General features: G+C 50.9%; 12 protein-coding genes. 10 read left to right on the top strand and 2 right to left on the bottom strand.

The features are described 5' to 3' along the window. Window positions 1-4 precede the first annotated feature (4 nt). The 7 genes from D3P09_RS10990 to D3P09_RS10960 all read left to right on the top strand — a co-directional run bounded on the left by D3P09_RS10990 (window position 5) and on the right by D3P09_RS10960 (window position 11,288). Window positions 5-841 (top strand): carbohydrate ABC transporter permease, encoded by an 837-nt coding sequence (locus tag D3P09_RS10990; protein ID WP_120109746.1) that lies wholly within the window; start codon window positions 5-7, stop codon window positions 839-841. Between the two features lie 24 nt (window positions 842-865). Beyond that, a complete protein-coding gene (locus D3P09_RS10985) occupies window positions 866-2,221 on the top strand; it encodes an FAD-dependent oxidoreductase (RefSeq protein WP_120109744.1) in 1,356 nt (451 codons plus the stop codon). Between the two features lie 100 nt (window positions 2,222-2,321). Further along, window positions 2,322-5,969, top strand: coding sequence for an S-layer homology domain-containing protein (locus D3P09_RS10980; RefSeq protein WP_120109743.1), 3,648 nt, complete (start codon window positions 2,322-2,324; stop codon window positions 5,967-5,969). A gap of 283 nt (window positions 5,970-6,252) precedes the next feature. Further along, window positions 6,253-6,762, top strand: a complete 510-nt coding sequence (locus D3P09_RS10975; RefSeq protein ID WP_120109741.1) for a sigma-70 family RNA polymerase sigma factor — start codon at window positions 6,253-6,255, stop codon at window positions 6,760-6,762. Continuing rightward, the gene (locus D3P09_RS10970; protein ID WP_120109740.1) at window positions 6,759-7,955 is read left to right on the top strand and encodes an anti sigma factor C-terminal domain-containing protein; all 1,197 of its coding nucleotides are present in this window, start codon (window positions 6,759-6,761) and stop codon (window positions 7,953-7,955) included. Before D3P09_RS10975 ends, D3P09_RS10970 begins: the two co-directional genes overlap by 4 nt. Window positions 7,956-8,242: 287 nt before the next feature. Then, window positions 8,243-9,109: a type II CAAX endopeptidase family protein gene (locus D3P09_RS10965; RefSeq protein ID WP_165867392.1), complete on the top strand. Its 867-nt coding sequence runs from the start codon at window positions 8,243-8,245 to the stop codon at window positions 9,107-9,109. 220 nt (window positions 9,110-9,329) lie between these two features. Continuing rightward, window positions 9,330-11,288 (top strand): ABC1 kinase family protein, encoded by a 1,959-nt coding sequence (locus D3P09_RS10960; protein ID WP_120109736.1) that lies wholly within the window; start codon window positions 9,330-9,332, stop codon window positions 11,286-11,288. Window positions 11,289-11,368: 80 nt separating this feature from the next. Here D3P09_RS10960 and D3P09_RS10955 read toward each other — a convergent pair whose 3' ends face one another. Then, complete coding sequence (locus D3P09_RS10955; protein ID WP_120109735.1) at window positions 11,369-12,397, bottom strand: leucine-rich repeat domain-containing protein; 1,029 nt, start codon at window positions 12,395-12,397, stop codon at window positions 11,369-11,371. Window positions 12,398-12,560: 163 nt separating this feature from the next. On the opposite strand from D3P09_RS10955, the gene D3P09_RS10950 reads away from it, so the two are divergent. Both D3P09_RS10950 and D3P09_RS10945 read left to right on the top strand, forming a co-directional pair. Further along, on the top strand, window positions 12,561-13,019 hold the full coding sequence (locus tag D3P09_RS10950) for a GNAT family N-acetyltransferase (RefSeq protein ID WP_165867391.1): 459 nt from the start codon (window positions 12,561-12,563) through the stop codon (window positions 13,017-13,019). A 50-nt stretch (window positions 13,020-13,069) separates the two neighbouring features. Then, entirely contained in the window at window positions 13,070-13,543 is a 474-nt protein-coding gene (locus D3P09_RS10945; protein WP_120109732.1) for a DinB family protein, read from the top strand. Between the two features lie 37 nt (window positions 13,544-13,580). Here the strand turns inward: D3P09_RS10945 and D3P09_RS10940 are convergent, their stop codons facing one another. Next, the gene (locus D3P09_RS10940; RefSeq protein WP_120109730.1) at window positions 13,581-14,357 is read right to left on the bottom strand and encodes a DUF817 domain-containing protein; all 777 of its coding nucleotides are present in this window, start codon (window positions 14,355-14,357) and stop codon (window positions 13,581-13,583) included. 284 nt (window positions 14,358-14,641) lie between these two features. On the opposite strand from D3P09_RS10940, the gene D3P09_RS10935 reads away from it, so the two are divergent. Then, entirely contained in the window at window positions 14,642-16,456 is a 1,815-nt protein-coding gene (locus D3P09_RS10935) for a sensor histidine kinase (RefSeq protein WP_165867390.1), read from the top strand. Window positions 16,457-16,634 lie beyond the last annotated feature (178 nt).

Genomic DNA, 16,634 nt, shown 5'->3' with positions numbered 1-16,634 from the left:
GACAATGACAAAACGACGACTTAACGCCAGGTTTGTAAAGACAGCCGTAACTTCCGCGATGCTGCTGTTAGCCGTAATCATACTATCGCCGTTTCTATGGATGCTGTCCGCATCCTTCAAAATCCAGGCGGAAGTATTCAATTATCCAATCGAGTGGATACCGAGCACATTCAATCTGCGCAACTATGGGACGGTATGGGGAGAGAAATATCAGTTCGCCCAATACTACTGGAATACGATCAAAATTACAGTAATCACCGTCATCGGCTCATTGCTGACCAGTTCGCTTGCGGGCTTTGCTTTTGCCAAGCTGAAATTCAAAGGCAGAGATATCTTGTTCCTGCTTTACCTGGCTACGATGATTATTCCATCGCAAATTTTGCTGGTTCCGCGCTTTATCGTATTTGACTATGTGGGTCTCGTAAATACACATATGTCGATTATTTTACCGGGTATCTTTTCGGTTATTGGCACCTTTCTGATGAGGCAATTTTTTATGACCATTCCTGGCGAGTTGCTGGAAGCAGGCAAGGTGGACGGGGCGGGATATTGGCGAATCTACTGGCAGATCTTTATTCCGCTCGCAAAGCCGGCACTGGTGTCCCTGTTGATATTAACGTTCACCTGGACATGGAATGAGTACGAGAATCCGCTTATATTTCTGCGCGATACAAGCTTGTACACTTTGCCGCTCGGGCTGACGAGCTTTGTGGATGAGAACGGAACAGATTATACCTTGATGATGGCGGCTTCCGTATCGGCGCTGGTTCCGCTCATTGTGATCGTCGCCTTCTTCCAAAAGTGGTTTGTGGAAGGCATCTCGAATACCGGTTTGAAATAAATTTTCCGAAGGAGTGTGCAACTTATGTTCATTAGAATTCCAGAGCAATCCATTGAAGTGATAAGAGAAGCGGAGGTTGTAGTTGCAGGGGGCGGACCTGCCGGGTACGCCGCCGCCTTGGCGGCAGCCAGAAGCGGGGCCAAGACGCTGCTGATTGAGCGCTACGGTTACTTGGGCGGGGTGGGCACGAACAGCCTTGTCTCCGGGTTTTCCAGCGGGTTTCATGATGGGGAGCGTATGATTATCGGCGGACTCTATCAGGAGATGAGAGAGAAGCTGTATCAGCAAGGATCGTTAGTTAAAACGAATAATTATGAGCCGTTCGATCCCGAGGCGCTGGCTTTTTATTATATGAAATCCTTGCTGGATGCCGGTGTAGAGCTCATGCTTCATAGCTGGGTTGCGGATGTGGTGATGAAGGGCGACCGTGTAGAGGCGCTTATTATAGAGAGCAAATCGGGGCGGCAAGCCATCCGAGCCACGACTTATATTGATGCGACGGGCGATGCGGATGTGTGTGCGCGCGCGGGTGTTCCCTTTGATATCGGCAGAGCTTCGGACGGCTTAATGCAGCCGGTCTCCTTGATGTTTGCCGTCGGAGGCGTGAATGCGGACCGTCTCATTCGCGAGATTGAGCAAATTGAAGGCGCGCCTTTTGATGGTCATATCTTAGGCATGAATCATGTTATTTTTGGCGGCCAGGAGGAGAGAGTGGCAAAGGCGAAGGCCGAAGGCTTCCTGTTCAATGTGCCGCGGCAATCGATTGCCATCGCTTGGACGCTGCCTGGCAGACCGGATGTGGTCTATCTGAATATGACTCGCATCCAAGGGGTGAACGGCACGAAGACGGATGACCTGACGCGGGCCGAAATTGAAGGGCGCTATCAAATTGAAGAATGCGTAAAGTTTCTGAAGGCATACATCCCTGGCTTTGAACAAAGCTATTTGTTAAGAGTTGCGACACAGGTAGGCATTCGCGAAAGCCGCAGAATAAGAGGGAGCTACACCTTAACCGAGATAGATGTGGTTCGGCTGAAGCAATTCGACGATGTGATAGCTCAAGCGCATTATATGATCGATATTCATGATCCGAGGGGCCAAGGGACTCATTATGTAGAGCTCAGCAAGGGAACCTCCTACGATATTCCGCTCCGCTGCTTGCTGCAGGATAAGGTCAGCAATTTGATCACTGCAGGCAGATGCATTTCCGCTACGCATGAAGCGTTCAGTTCCCTGCGGGTCATGTCCATATCGATAGCGCTGGGCGAGGCAGCCGGCACTACCGCCGCTTTATCCGTCAAGCAATCTTTGTCCCCGGGTGAAGTGAAGGCAGGGCTTGTCCAGGAAGAGCTGTTGAAGCGCGGCGCCATCTTGCACTAACAATATCAAGCCGGACTTTAATCAAGGGGGTGAGTGCGGGGCCAGGGAGAAGTGATAAGGTCAGAAGCAACGCAAAATGAGCTAAGGAGGAAGATAAGCAATGGTGAAACGGAAGATGGTCTCTGTAGTGCTCGCCGTATGCTTGCTGTTTGGATTCGAGAGCTGGGGAATCGTTGCGACAGGGAATGTAGCGCATGCTGATTCCTTGCAAATTGTTCAGAAGGTGACGGGCAATATTTTTTACAGCACGGATGTGAAAAGCTTCGAAATCAACACCTCAGGAGATGAAATAGATTGGGTTTACTATGACTACTGGGGAGTCAAGGTGGAGGACGGCCAGCTGGCGGTTAGCGGTGGAACGGCTGATCTGACGGTTGAGCCGGCACGCAACGGCTGGTTTCGACTGATCGTTACATCCAAGCAAGACGGCACTGTGCTGACGAGCAAGGAAACGTCATTTGCGGTCGTGGCTCCGTTTGATGGAAGCGCGATCGAAGCATCGCCATTTTCAGTTCAAACGCATGCAGCGCGCACCGACATCATTGCTCAAAGCTCAGCGGCTCTTGTTCCAATCGCGGCTAAGCTGGGCGTGAAATATTTGCGTGATTCCTTCCGCTGGGAAGACGTGGAGCTGACGAAAAACGAGCTGGAGTTTCAAGATTTCCACGACAATTATCTCCAGTTGCTAGATGCTTATGGAATTAAGCCTTTTATGACTTTGGCTTTGTACAATACGCTCTATGACAACGGCTTGTCGCCTACCAGTGAGGAAGCTAGACTGGCATTCGCCAACTATGCCAAGGAGCTGGTGCTTAATTACCCTGAGGTAAAATGGGTTGAGGTATGGAATGAGCCGGATATTGCATCCTTCAGCAAAGGCTTGACAACGGATGAAGAAAGAGCGGACTTTTATTTTAACCTGTTGAAGACAACCTATGAAGAGCTGAAAGCGTTGTTCCCGGATGTCACGATCTCCGGCATTGATGTCGCTGAGTTCGGCACGGGTCACTTTCTGGAGGAGTTATATGAGAGAGGCTCGCTTCAGTATATGGACGAGTATTCCTTTCATTCTTACGTTCGAATCCCCGAGGAGATTATAGCTGAAATTGAGAACCACAAAAACTTGATGAAGCAGTACAATAATGATGAGCTGATTCCCATGAATTTATCGGAAACCGGATTCACCAATTATAATTTCGATGAATATGTTCAAGCCAATTATACGGCTCGCAGAGTGGCGACCGCTCTGACGCAAGGCATTAAATCCATCAACATTTATAACTTGCAAAATCGATCCACAGTCCCGAATGACTTTGAAGGCTCCTTCGGCATGGTTCGCCACCCCAATGATGCGAAGGGCGCTTATGTGCCCAAGCCGTCATTTGCTGCGTACGCCTCGATCATTAGACAATTGTCGGATGCGCAGTTTGTTGAAATCGAGGATGTTGCCCCTGGCATCGCATACGTGTACAAGTTCAATAACGGCACTGACGATGTTCGCGTCATGTACTCTCCTTCAGGGACAGCGGTAGAGCTGCATACGACAGAAGCAATTCAAGTAACGGATATGATGGGGAACAGTATACAAGCGGAGCCGGAGGATGGCGTAATTACGCTTTCTCTAACACAGGACCCTCTCTATGTGAAGGGGCAAGTGACGGAGATCAATGACGTGGTGCCTGAAATTGAAGAACCTGTTTCCTTGCTTTACGGCTTCTATGACGGCGGTTACGCAGAGACGAATGGCACGCTAGGCACAAATACTAATAAATGGGTCACTTCTTCTGTCTTGAAAGGGTATGACGGTCGCGGTTCGAGGGCCATTACACATCCAACCGGCGCTTCTGTGAAGTGGCTGCCTGCCATCTCCGTGCCTGGCCCTTATCGGATATCTGCTTATTTGCCAGGCAATCCGGCTGCTCCTGCACATACGACTCAACAAGCTATGTATTCGATCTATGTGAATGACGTGAAGGTAGATGAAGTCGAGATCAATCAGTTTCAAGAACAAGGGAAGTGGCTGGAGCTTGGCATTTATAATATGCCACGGGGAGCAAACAGCTATATTGTTCTAGAAGACAGCAGTGCGCTGCATGACAGACCGTTACGTGCGGATGCGTTAAAGCTTGAATTAATTCCGGCAACAGACATTGAACTGGAGATACAGTCTCTTACTATTCAAGCTGGTGACGAATATAGCTTCTTGCCGGTATTCACTCCTGTTGATGCAACGAATAGGGATGTTGTGTGGACAAGCTCCCATCCAGAAGTAGCTGCCATTGATGCTGCAGGAAAATTGAAAGCGCTTCAATCTGGCGAGGCGACAATTCTGGTTGTCCATCCCGCAACAGGCAAGTCGGCTGAAGCAGTCGTTAAAGTGGTCGATCATCCCATTATTCCTCCAGTCACAATAGACAGCCACTTCAATACTGCAGGGTATTCGGAGCAAAATGGCAGCTTGGGCACACCAACGAATAACTGGGTTACTTCTACGGTATTGAAAGGTTACCATGGCGGCATATCGCGGGCTGTTACCCACCCGACAGGCGCATCTGCCAAATGGGCTCCTGAGCTGACGCAGGCGGGCGATTATCGGATTTCTGTGTATTTGCCAGGCAATCCGGTATCACCGGCATATACAACGACGGCAGCCAAATATTCGATTTACACGAACAATGAGTTGATCGATCAGGTAGAGCTGAATCAATTCTCGCTCCAAGGATCATGGCAGGTACTTGGCATTTATCACTTGCCAGCTGGATCCGACAGCTATGTGATGCTGGAGGATGCTAATCCGGCTCATGACCGCCCTCTGCGGGCAGATGCGGCCAGATTCGAGCTGACTCCTATCACTGAAATCAATATAGAACCAGAGCAAATAAATCTATCGATTGGTCAAAGCTCTGTATTGCAAGCCTTCTTCGCACCGGCCCATGCAACAGACATTGGGCTAATATGGAGCAGTGATGATTCTGCAATTGCGACGGTGAATGAAGCGGGCGAAATAACAGCTCTGAAAGCGGGCAAGGTAAAGGTTCGCGCCTTGAATGCTCTGACAGGGTTATACGGGGAAACGGTCGTGACCGTACAAGCCCCGGTCGTGGTCCGTCCTGATCCGAATCCGACTGATGATAACGAGCCAGAAAGTACCGGAGAAGAAACAGGGAATAAAGAGGAAGAGGGGGCTGAACAAGGCAATGGGAACCACACAGATACGTTCACGCCTACGGATATTGCCGGGCACTGGGCTGCCTCTTCCATTCAGCGAGCGATTGCGCAGCGGATCGTAAGCGGATATCCGGACGGCACCTTTCGCCCGGATCGAGCTGTCACTCGTGCGGAGTTTGTTCATATGCTCATGAATTTGCTGCAGAAGGAGGATGCGACCGCTGCTTTGAATCTGACTTTTGCGGATGAGGCATCGATTGGGACATGGGCGAAAGCCTCCATAGCTCAAGCTGCGCAGCTTGGTATCGTGAACGGCAATGGGGATAGCAGCTTCCGTCCCCAAGCGCAGATCAAGCGAGCAGAGATGGCAGCCATGATCGCCAGGGCGCTGAAGCTGTTTTCCCCAGGGGAGACGATCCCGTTCGCAGATGAGCAGGATATTCCGGCTTGGGCTCAGCAAGCTGTACACACTCTGCGAGAATTGGGCATTGTTGAAGGGCGGAACGGCAACAGCTTTGCTCCGAATGCGGCGGTGACAAGAGCGGAAGCAGCGGTAGTGTTATTGCGAATAAAGGAATAAAGAGCCGGAGGCAGGGCCTTTTTCGTGAAGGCAAGAATATAACCGATATAATGACTAGTTTCCCCTTTGAGTAGACAAGCGCTTAAGAAGAGCGCTAAAGTTTGCTCGAAGGGGTTTTTCTCATGAGTGAAACCAGAAAGACGGAGCATCGCGGATTTGAAGTTATGGAAATGCGGTTTTCTATGGAATGAAGTGTAACTTTCTGGTTCCTGAGACGTGAATATAACAGAGCATGGCGCCATGAGCTCGCAGAAAAGGGGGATGCACGGTCGATACACACGCACTGGATCATATTTATCGCCAATACGGACAGGACTTGTACCGTTACCTGTATTCCCTAGCGGCCAGCCCCCAGGTTGCCGAGGATCTGATGCAGGATACGTTTTGCAAAGCTTATGTCTATCTGGAGAGCTACGACAATGAACGGATTAAGGCCTGGCTGTTCAAGGTTGCCTATCATGCCTTTATCGACTGGCAGCGGAAGGAGCGGCGAAGTACTCCTTATGAGCCTGCATGGATGGAGCAGACTGTTGCCTCAGGCGATACGGCACGAAGCGCGGAGCAAGAGGCGCTGGCTCGCGAAGCGGCTGAGAGCTGGCTTAGTCTTCTGGGCAAGCTCACGATCAATAAGCGGCATGTCGTGCTGCTTCGCGACCATTATCAGCTATCTTACCAGGAGATTGCCGATATTACGGGCATGTCGATCTCCAGCGTCAAAATAAACATTCACCGCGGACGCGAGGAACTGCGGCGTCTAATCAAGCAAGCTTATGGAGGAGGGGATGACCTATGACCAATCCAATATGCAAAGAGATGGAGCCGCTCTGGGAGCGCTACCTGAGAGGAGAATGCACGCCGGAGGAAGAACGCCAGGCCGAAGCGCATCTGGAGCAATGTCCGGCCTGCCAGGAAAGACTGGACGGGGCTATGGCTGCTCAGGCGCCTCTGGTTCCATCTACACCGTCTGAGGAGTCAATCCCGTCAACAGGCAAGCAGCAGCGCTGGATGAGAAGAGCCAAGTGGAGGAACCGCGTGAGCACAGCGTTTAATCTGTTTTCCGCCTTCATCTTGCTGTCCATTCTCTCCGGCATTACGACCGGATTGCTCTATGGCTTGGGCGGATCGTCCAGCACCAGCGAGCGGCTGCCCAAGGTATTGGGCACGGCGGTCGGCATGACAGTGCCCAATTTGAATGTGAACAGCGGAGGGGTCAGCACGGGTTTCTACTTCAACCTTTCCATGGATTACAAAATGAGCAAGCAGATCGGTAGACAGCAAGAGCTGTATGGCATCCTGCACGGAGATATGCGGTTCAATCTGCTGAATGTGAAGCGGGAGTGGTTCGGCGGCGGCTATCAGAGCAATCTCTATTTTGCATATCCAGAGACTTCGGGATCGCTCACGGATGAGGACCGTCAATACGAGCAGGAGAGAGATAGCGAAGTATGGAAGGCGCTCGAGATGCTGCCAGAAGGCACGGTATCCGAACTTGCCGTCTCACTGGATGCGACTTATTCGCTGGAGGAGATCTATGCCATGTTCCAGCATTATGACATGGATATTGTCTGGTATGCATTCGATACCGGACTTGAGCAGGCTAGCGCAAGGCAGGGCAACTTCTTGAGCGGCTGGAGCGGGGAGCTATGGGGCATGAGCAGCGACTTGATGCTGCGATATGCCAATTACAGCAGCGGACTGGAGGTATGGGGCGATGGACCAGCCAAGGAGCAGGCGTTCCTGCGGGGCCTTCAGGAGCTGCAGAAGAATGAACGGTGGGTGCGCAAGATCGTTCACGCCAATCCCAAGCTTCAGGAGCGGATCGAATATGTGAGCGAGCATGGCGCCAGAAGCTATGGCCTGATTGTAACCGGTCCGACCAAGGAACTGCTGAAGCTGCGGGAGAATGAGCATATCACACGCCCGGCGCTAGGCGAGACCGACTGGTGGAACTGGTACCAGACTAGTTATAGCAGCGTGCAGTATTAGTTTCCTATGCGAGCTTAGCCCGCTGATCACACCTTCGTTGTAGTCGGCGGGCAGATAGATATGGATATCTAATACAGAAGTTGAATTTACATCGCGCCAGGCCATTGCGCCAGCCGGACTTTAACAGTTCGGCTGGCTTTTTTTATGCTCAGCACCTGTCCTTTAGTCTAATGTCTACTGGGCATATGGACGGGAGGAATACTAGGCTTCGGTTTGTTCTGGTCCAGCGGCGGCCGTTGCTATAATTCTACATGGCAATACATACTAGAAACGAAGGGACTACTATCATGAGAACTGATTTAAGCAATACCGCTGTCGCGGGAATGGACGGGGAGAAGGAACGCATTCGCTTGGCCAAGCGAGGGCTTCTCGTATTCTTCGCCATGCTTGTTCCGCTTACTGTATTAGGCTATGCGCTTGCCTTGACTATCGACGAAACTTTCGTTCTGTTGCTGATGTGGGCGCCGGGACTGGCCGCTATTCTGACCCGATTGGTTCGGCGTGAAGGCTTTAAGGATATTTCGCTTAAGATCGGCGGGAAAAGGACGCTGAAGACGGTGCCTATGATTTTGTTGTTCCCCGTTGCGATCGGGTTGTTTGCCTATGGCATAGCCTGGCTGACAGGACTTGCGCAGTTCGCTGTGCCTGATGACTCATTTGATGCTCCGCCTGCCGTTGTCTTTATTGGCATTTTGCTTATGCAATTGACTGTCGGCACACTAGCCGGCCTGTTCGGCGCTGCCGGGGAGGAAATCGGCTGGCGAGGATACATGATTACCCGCATGGTTGATGCCCGCGTGCCAAAGCCAATGCTCACCAGCGGAATTATATGGGGGGTATGGCATCTTCCCGTGATGATATTAGGAGCGTACTACTCCGGCCCTAATCTTGCTCTATCGATCCTCTTATTTATGTTCTCGGTTACCTCCTTCAGCTACATCCTTAGCCGTCTTCGTCTTACTACCGGCAGCGTATGGCCAGCAATCTTCCTGCATGCGTCATGGAATGCCGTTACTCAAGATGTCTTCGATGCTTTCTCCAAAGGCGAGAATGCGCTGCTCTGGACCGGCGAATCGGGAATACTGGTGGCGCTGGCCTTGCTCGGAGCAGCGTGGCTGATGTCGCGGAAGCCGATGAGCATGAGACATTTGTAAAAAGACTGAGTAAGAGCGGCTGTCATAAGGTCAATAACAGAAACTGCACTTCGAACGGGGCTTGGCGCGAATTCGGAGCTGCAGTTTTTGATATGGAAGGTTCTGTAGTATGCTAGATGAAGCGGGGAATAGAGGCAACACTTCACATCTTGATCCATGCTGCCGATACCAACGTTACGTATCTTTTTACAGGCAATCCTTTGCTGAGAGGAGAGTATGGATGTATTCTCAGTTCATTTTATTAGCGGTTGTAATGATTTTCATCATCGGCCGGCTGATCGGGAGCAGGATCAGCTTTATGAAGCAAGTGATGGCATCGCTGCTCAGTGTCATCGTGACATCTGCCGTATACTATTACGGCTATTTGCAATATGACAAGTCCGATGAGTTCGGATTAGCGGGGTGGCTGTGGCTGCTCAGTATGGTGATTGTATCGCTGCTCTTCTATTTGTTCTTCGAGATGTTCGATCCGATTCCGATCGGCGAGAGGGGCGAGCGGCTTACCGATACCAAAAATCCGTTCAAGCGCTTATCCGCTTGGTGGAACCGCCAGCGCAGATACATTCAGGTGCTTGTCATCGCGATCCGGTATGGCGTAGGCAAAAATCTGGCGCTCAAACGCACGCCAGTCTCGGATCAAAAGCTCGCCGTATCGCTGCGCAAGACATTGGAGGCTTGCGGCGGATTTTTCATCAAGTTCGGCCAGGTGCTGTCGACGCGATCGGATCTCTTGCCTCCGGCTATTGTCGAAGAGCTGTCGCACTTGCAAGAGAATGTTGTGCGTCTGACGACGGCTCAGGTGGAAGAAATACTTGCCAAGGAGCTGAATCAGCCCCAGGAGGATATTTTCAAGACGTTCGAGATGGAACCGCTCGCCGCTGCATCCATTGGTCAAGTTCATCGCGCTACTTTGCTGGGTGGCGGGAAGCAGGTTGTCGTCAAGCTGCTTCGTCCGGATATTTCCTCCAAGCTGCAGCGCGATCTGGATATTCTGGTGCGCTTCGCGGCTTGGGCGTCGGGCAAATCCGCCTGGGCCAGGAATATCGGCTTTCTCGATCTGGCTAAAGGCTTCTCCGCAGCGATGAAGGAAGAGACGGATTTTCGGATTGAGGCCCGTAATTTTGCGCAAGTAACAGCGTCGCTCCTGCAAAGCCCATCTAAAGTCAAAATTCCGCATGTGTATCGAGAGTACAGCAATGCCAAAGTGCTTGTCATTGAATATATGGAGGGGGCGAGCGTCAAGAGCGGCACGGCCATTCTGGATGAACGCGGCATCGACCGCTTGGAGGTTCAGCGGCGAATCTTCGATTGCATGCTGGAGCAAATTTTCCTCAAAGGCATCTTTCATGCGGACCCTCATCCCGGCAATGTCTATATTCTGAACGACGGAACTCCGGCGCTGCTGGACTTCGGCTCTGTCGGGCGGCTCGGAACTTTGCAGCTTGATGCGCTGAAGCGATTGCTGATCGGTTTTGAGAAGCGAAGCCCTTATATGATCAAGGACGCGCTGCTGCAGCTGGTCGAGACGAATCAGGACATAGATCAGGATGATCTGGAGCAAGCGCTCAGCCAACTGCTCGTTCAGACCGCTTATGACGAGGCGGGGGGCTCGGACGCTTTCATTCAGGGTTTGTTTCGCATGATTGGGGAGTTTGGGCTGTCCTTCTATCCCAATGTGGCAGGAGCTTTCCGCTCGCTGATCACCCTTGAAGGAACGATGATGCAGCTGAATCCTTCCTTTAGCCTGATGGAGGAAGCGCGGCGGTTTGCAATAGAACATGCGGAGCAATTCCTTCCGATTAACTCCTCCTCGGACTTGAAGGAGACGGCGGCGAACGAACTGCTGGAGCTGCTGCCTGTCATACGCAGGCTGCCGCGGCGGCTCGATCATCTTGGCTCGATGCTAGAGAAAGGCGAGTTTTCCGTCAAGGTAGGCTTTTTCTCCGATAAGGCGAATACGTCCTTTGTGACCAAATGGATTTCGCAAGCGCTGCTTGCTTTTGTCGGGACGGCGTTCGGCGGAATATCCATCGGACTCCTCAGCATAGGCGGGCGTTACTCGGATGATGCATTGAATATGGTGTCCATGTTTGGTTATACGGGCATCTTGATCAGCGCTGTTTTGCTTATCCGGGTTGCCATTCATGCCGTCCGCCATCTGAAGCAAGTGAAGGAATAATAGAAGGACGGAATACGGGGAACTCATTAAAAAAACCGGCTGCTCTCACTGCTCGTTGCAGGGAATGGCCGGTTTGTTTTTTACGTCAAAATCGGGGTCAAATGCTCAATCGCCATGGAGCGTATTCGCTTGGCTTCCGGGATATTGTCGTATAGCAGATGGGCTTTGCCTGCATGCTCGAATTGCTCGCGCATGGCGGTATTGCGCCGCTTGCCCGTATCGATGAAGCGGAAGTCGATCTGCCGCAGCCGCTCCATATCCTTCAATGGATCGAGGGCGTCAGCTTTAACCGCTGTATTAATCTCCTTCAGCTCTAGAGCCTCCAGCCGCTTGGCTGTCCAGAGATTCTGAATGTCGCGCAGAGCTTTCATATAATCAAGCTCCAGCTGCCTGAGTTTATCCAGCTTGGAGAAGTCGCATAAGCTCTCGACTTTGGGCAGCGATAGACGCAGGAACTCCAAGTTGGTCAGTTGGCCAAGCGGATCAATATTGGTCATATTACGTACAGAGGACAGCTTCAGTATGCTCACATTGGAATGGGCAAGCACCTCGATCGGACCTTTCAGATCGCAGCTGTCGATGGACAGATACTTGATAAGCGGAAGCTCGTTAACGAAATCTAATTTCTCTATGGAGCAGTTAAGAACAAGCGTCTCCAGGCGAATGCATTCAGCAATCGGCTCCAGATCCTTGAATTTGCCGTGCAGCTCTAGATAGTTTAGCTGCTTGCAGCTTTGGATAAAGGCCAGTTCTAACGGTTTCTTAGGCGAGCTGATATTGAGAAATTGCAATTGCGTCATGGAACCCAGCATGGACAAGTCATGCGGCTCGCGGAGATTCAGTTGCAGAGCGGCAACATGCTTCAAGGACGCAAGCGTCGCTAGAAGCTCCTCTGAATATCCGGTCTTCTCGTCCGCCGTCGATAGGAATAGAATAAGATCGGGCCGCTTGGCGAACACCCGCGCATCGAGTTCAACTAGATCCTCCAGCGTGTCTGCGCCCACTCTGAAGCTGACAGTAGCCCGGTTGCGAAGATGCTTCACCGCATGTATCATTTTCGCTGCATCCCAGGGGACGCCTTGTATAGAAGCATGCCAGATTTCACTCATGATCGCTCACCTCGTATTTGAATATAATAGATTTATACATAGTCGTTTCCCAAAGCTAGCTATAAAATGGTAGAGAATACACACCAAGTATACTGGTAAAAGAAAGCGGATGCCACTCGAGGCACCAAATACAATCTAGATGATTGTTAAGGAGACTATTTCATTGAAATTTGAACGTGTGACGGCCAATACGCTAGATGCTGTATTGGATATTGTCAATTCCAATCCGGTCTATAATACAATGGAGAACGACCATCCCGCCAGAACATTGGGGGAGGTTGAGAGTGAATTTCTGAACGGGGAGAGCGAGAGTTACTTTATTACCGATGGCAGCAAGCGGATTGGGGTTATTGATTTTCTGCGGAACAATCCCAATGACGGCTGTCCATGGCTTGGGCTGCTAATGATTCACGGCGATTATCATGCCGCGGGCTATGGAAGAAAGGCCTATGCCTCGTTCGAGGAACAATTCGTCATGCACCAATATCCCAAGCTTCGGATTGGCGTGCTGCGGAGCAATGTTAAGGCGCTGGCCTTCTGGACGTCACTCGGCTTCCGCCCATTCAAGACCAGTACCTGGAGAGGGAAGGACGTCGATTGCTTGGAGAAGGAAATGGCATGATGAGTGGCGCCATGATAAGTGGCTGAGACCGACAAATAAGGAGGCAAAAGATGCTTCAGTTATTCCGCTACAACTGGATGGTAAGAGATGAATGGTTCCAATTGTGCAGACAAATTCCAACTGACGAGCTATTGCGTGAGCGGATCGGCGGAGCGGGGAGTATTCTGTACACGCTGTTCCATATCCTTGATGTGGAATACAGCTGGCTTCGGGGCATTCAGGAGAAGCCGGATATACAGGTCGAATTCGAAGATTACAAGTCTATTCAGCAGCTGCAGGAGCTTTCTGATACATGGAGGGCTGAGCTGGAGCCTTACCTGGAAGCATGGACGAGCAGCCTCGACCACGAAGCTGCAAAGGTTCCATGGGCAACCGGGCAATATACTAAAGGGGAAATTGTGAGACATGTGATCGCGCATGAAATTCATCATATGGGCCAGCTGTCCATCTGGGCAAGAGAGCTTGGGTTAAGGCCAGTGTCCGCCAATGTAATCGGCCGGGGATTATTTAAGCAAGAGGGTTAAAAAAACTCGGAGTACAACCTGTACTCCGAGTTTTTGGTTATCCTGCATTCTTCCTACGGTTGGCCTTCACATACTTGAGCTGCGCCACGATGATGACGCTAATGATAACGAGAAGGAACCAGGAGCTGATCTTGCTGAAGCTGACGAGCCGCCAGGTGTCATGCTGGTCGGGATATTTCCAGGCATTGAAGAAGGTGGCGATATTTTCGGCAAGCCAGATGAAGAAGCCCACAATGATAAAAGCGATCGACAGAGGCATGCGATAAGTCGCATCTCGCACCCTGTATATAATCCACGTTTTCCAGAACACGATGAATACCAGTCCCGTCAGCCACCAACGAAAATCAGGAATAAAGTGATGGGTGAAAAAGTTCAGATAAATGGCACCGCCGAGCAGCATCGAAGGCGTCAATCCGGGCCAGCCTGTCATGTCCATCCGCAGCCTCCGCCAGATTTGGCACATAAAGCTCGCAACGCTCGCATACATAAATCCGCTATATAACGGGACTCCGAACAGCTTCGTAATTCCAGGGTCCGGATAGGCCCAAGACCCCATATGGACTTTATACAGCTCCAGCGCCAGCCCGATAACGTGGAACAGACAGATGACCTTGATCTCATCCAGCGTCTCCAGCCCGCTGCGGTACATAAGGTACTGCACGCCAAGCAAAAAAAACAGTATGGCATCATAGCGATGAAGGAAAGGAATATCTATGACGGTGGATACCGCCAAGGTCCCGAAGATCGCAACAGGAAAGATGCAGCTCATCGCCTGATGATAGCCAAAATGCAATAGTTGAATAACAGCTCTCATTGGGTGTTCACCCCGCACATTGATTTTGAATGCTTTGTTCATTCCCTATCATAAGGGGGCGGCTGCTTTGGAAAAAGAGAAATTAACGGGCGGAAAATTGCTTATTTTTCGAGAAGCACTGGCACTGGGGAGTGGTGTGCCGAATGGATGAAGCCCATCCCAATGAGACAGCGGAAGAGTGTTATTATCTAGCAACAACATCGCGAAGATGCTATGATTTTGTGGGAAGCTTGTCGAAAGGAGTCGACAGGAGCCGCTTATCATGCGTACAGGAGGCCACAGGCGTGGATACAAGACAATGGATGTCGATCATGCTATTTCTATCGGCAGGTCTGATGGTAGTAGTTGCTTGTTTATCATATCGAAAACGGCATCTGCCAGTTGCCAAAACTATGATTCTGATTATGTTGGGAGCGGCCTGCTATGCCTCCGGCTATGCAATAGAACTGTTGAGCCGGAGCTTGAGTGAAGTTAAGCTGTCCCTGCATATCCAATATATTGGCATTCCTTTTGTAACCACACTCTGGCTTCTTCAGATCATTCAATTCACCGGAACGGCGACACGTTACCGGAAACAGCTTACGCTTACGCTGTTTATCATACCCTGCTCTATCTTCATCGTTCATCTGACGAATGATTGGCATCATCTCCTCTACGAGCGTTATGTCCTCAATACTACTGGTCAAATTCCTTTATATTTAACGGTCAAAGGACCTTGGTATAAGCTTCATACCATATACAACTATGCTGTGCTACTCGGCGGAATTTGGTTATCCGTGCAGATGTTTCTTCGCGCATTGCCGATGGTTCGCAAGCAGATCGCAATCCTGTTGCTAGGTGCAATAGCGCCGATGCTGCTCAATCTTTGTTTTTGGCTAGGAGTTAAGGTAGACCTTACGCCATTCGGGTTCGTCATTTCGGGTTTAGCGTATCTGTGGGGCATTCTGCGATTTAATCTGCTGCGGTTAACGCCGCTCGCGCTTGCCAAGGTATTCGAGACGATTCGGGACGGAATCGTTCTGCTTGACTACGAGAATCGGGTCGTGAGTTACAATGGCGCGGCCGAGAGGGTGCTGCCCGAGCTTGGAATAGCGGGACGTTACCCCTCGCTGGTGGCTGAGGTTCTGCCTGATCATCCAGAACTGCTGGCCCGTATTGAAGCGGCCGGAACAATCGATGATCGTTTTCCGTTCGAAAGGCAGCATAACGGCGGAACCAGTTATTATCATTGCAGCTTATCCTTTATCTACGATGCAGGCAAGGTGCCGATCGGGAAAATTCTGATGTTCAGCGATATTACGGAAATGAAGGAAAACGAGGCAAGGCTGCGTGAGAACGCTCGGCAGTTGTCGGAGCTCAATGCGTTCAAGGATAAGCTGTTTACCGTTATGGCGCATGAAATCCGAGATCCGATCGCACTCCTGGTCAGTCTAACCGAGCTTCTTGGAGATGAGCTGACAGCTGCGGATATCGAGCATGCGGAGCTGCTGCGGGAGCTGAGAGGGCAGGTGCAGAGCACTTTCTACCTTGTCGATAATCTGTTGGACTGGTACCGGAGCCAGAAGGGAAGAGTTGCGTTTCGCCCGGTAGGCTGGAACTTGCAGCAGGTTGTCCATCAGGCTGTGGCGCTTGCAAGTACGAGAGCAGGCATGAAGCAGATCCGACTGTCCGAGCAGGTGAGTGATGAACTGACGATTGTGGCGGACAAAGAGATGCTGGATCTTATATTGCGAAATTTACTCTCGAACGCGATCAAGCATACGGGCATCGGCGGAGAAATCAGAATCGGCGCCATGTTGGAGGGTGACTCAGTAATTGTGAACGTAAGCGATAATGGGACGGGAATCGATAAGCAAACGGCAGATCTGCTGCGTTTGGAGGAGCCGTTCTTTAAGGTGAAAGCGAATGGGGATGACACTGGTGATACAAGATTCGGGCTGGTGCTGACTCGCGAGTTTGTTCGTATTCAAGGCGGCAGATTGTGGTTTGACAGTATTCCCGGCATGGGAACAACATTCTTCTTTACTTTACCCCGCTCACCCGGCTCAGTTGGAGGACAGCGGGAGATAGAGTATCTGAAGCACGAAGAAAAAATATAAATCTTCTAACAGCCCGTGATGCCTTGTGCAGAGCGGGTTTTTGAGATTTTACGAAACTCTTTTTCATAATTCATTTATTCGCCCCCGGTAGAGTAATAGTTGACGTTATTCTTCAATGGACAAAACCATGTCTGAGGACGGAAGCAATTAAAGCCATACGCTCATCAGAGCAGGCACA

This window comes from Paenibacillus pinisoli (assembly GCF_003605435.1).
Lineage (GTDB): Bacteria > Bacillota > Bacilli > Paenibacillales > Paenibacillaceae > Pristimantibacillus > Pristimantibacillus pinisoli.
Note: the sequence above shows the minus strand (reverse complement) of the source record. Positions and strands in the feature narration are given on the sequence as shown.

Bases quoted from the DNA above. Each gene is read 5' to 3' on its own strand.
- D3P09_RS10990 (WP_120109746.1), top strand. From the start codon at position 5: ATGACAAAACGACGACTTAACGCCAGGTTTGTAAAGACAGCCGTAACT.
- D3P09_RS10985 (WP_120109744.1), top strand. From the start codon at position 866: ATGTTCATTAGAATTCCAGAGCAATCCATTGAAGTGATAAGAGAAGCG.
- D3P09_RS10980 (WP_120109743.1), top strand. From the start codon at position 2,322: ATGGTGAAACGGAAGATGGTCTCTGTAGTGCTCGCCGTATGCTTGCTG.
- D3P09_RS10970 (WP_120109740.1), top strand. From the start codon at position 6,759: ATGACCAATCCAATATGCAAAGAGATGGAGCCGCTCTGGGAGCGCTAC.
- D3P09_RS10965 (WP_165867392.1), top strand. From the start codon at position 8,243: ATGAGAACTGATTTAAGCAATACCGCTGTCGCGGGAATGGACGGGGAG.
- D3P09_RS10960 (WP_120109736.1), top strand. From the start codon at position 9,330: ATGTATTCTCAGTTCATTTTATTAGCGGTTGTAATGATTTTCATCATC.
- D3P09_RS10955 (WP_120109735.1), bottom strand. From the start codon at position 12,397: ATGAGTGAAATCTGGCATGCTTCTATACAAGGCGTCCCCTGGGATGCA.
- D3P09_RS10945 (WP_120109732.1), top strand. From the start codon at position 13,070: ATGCTTCAGTTATTCCGCTACAACTGGATGGTAAGAGATGAATGGTTC.
- D3P09_RS10940 (WP_120109730.1), bottom strand. From the start codon at position 14,357: ATGAGAGCTGTTATTCAACTATTGCATTTTGGCTATCATCAGGCGATG.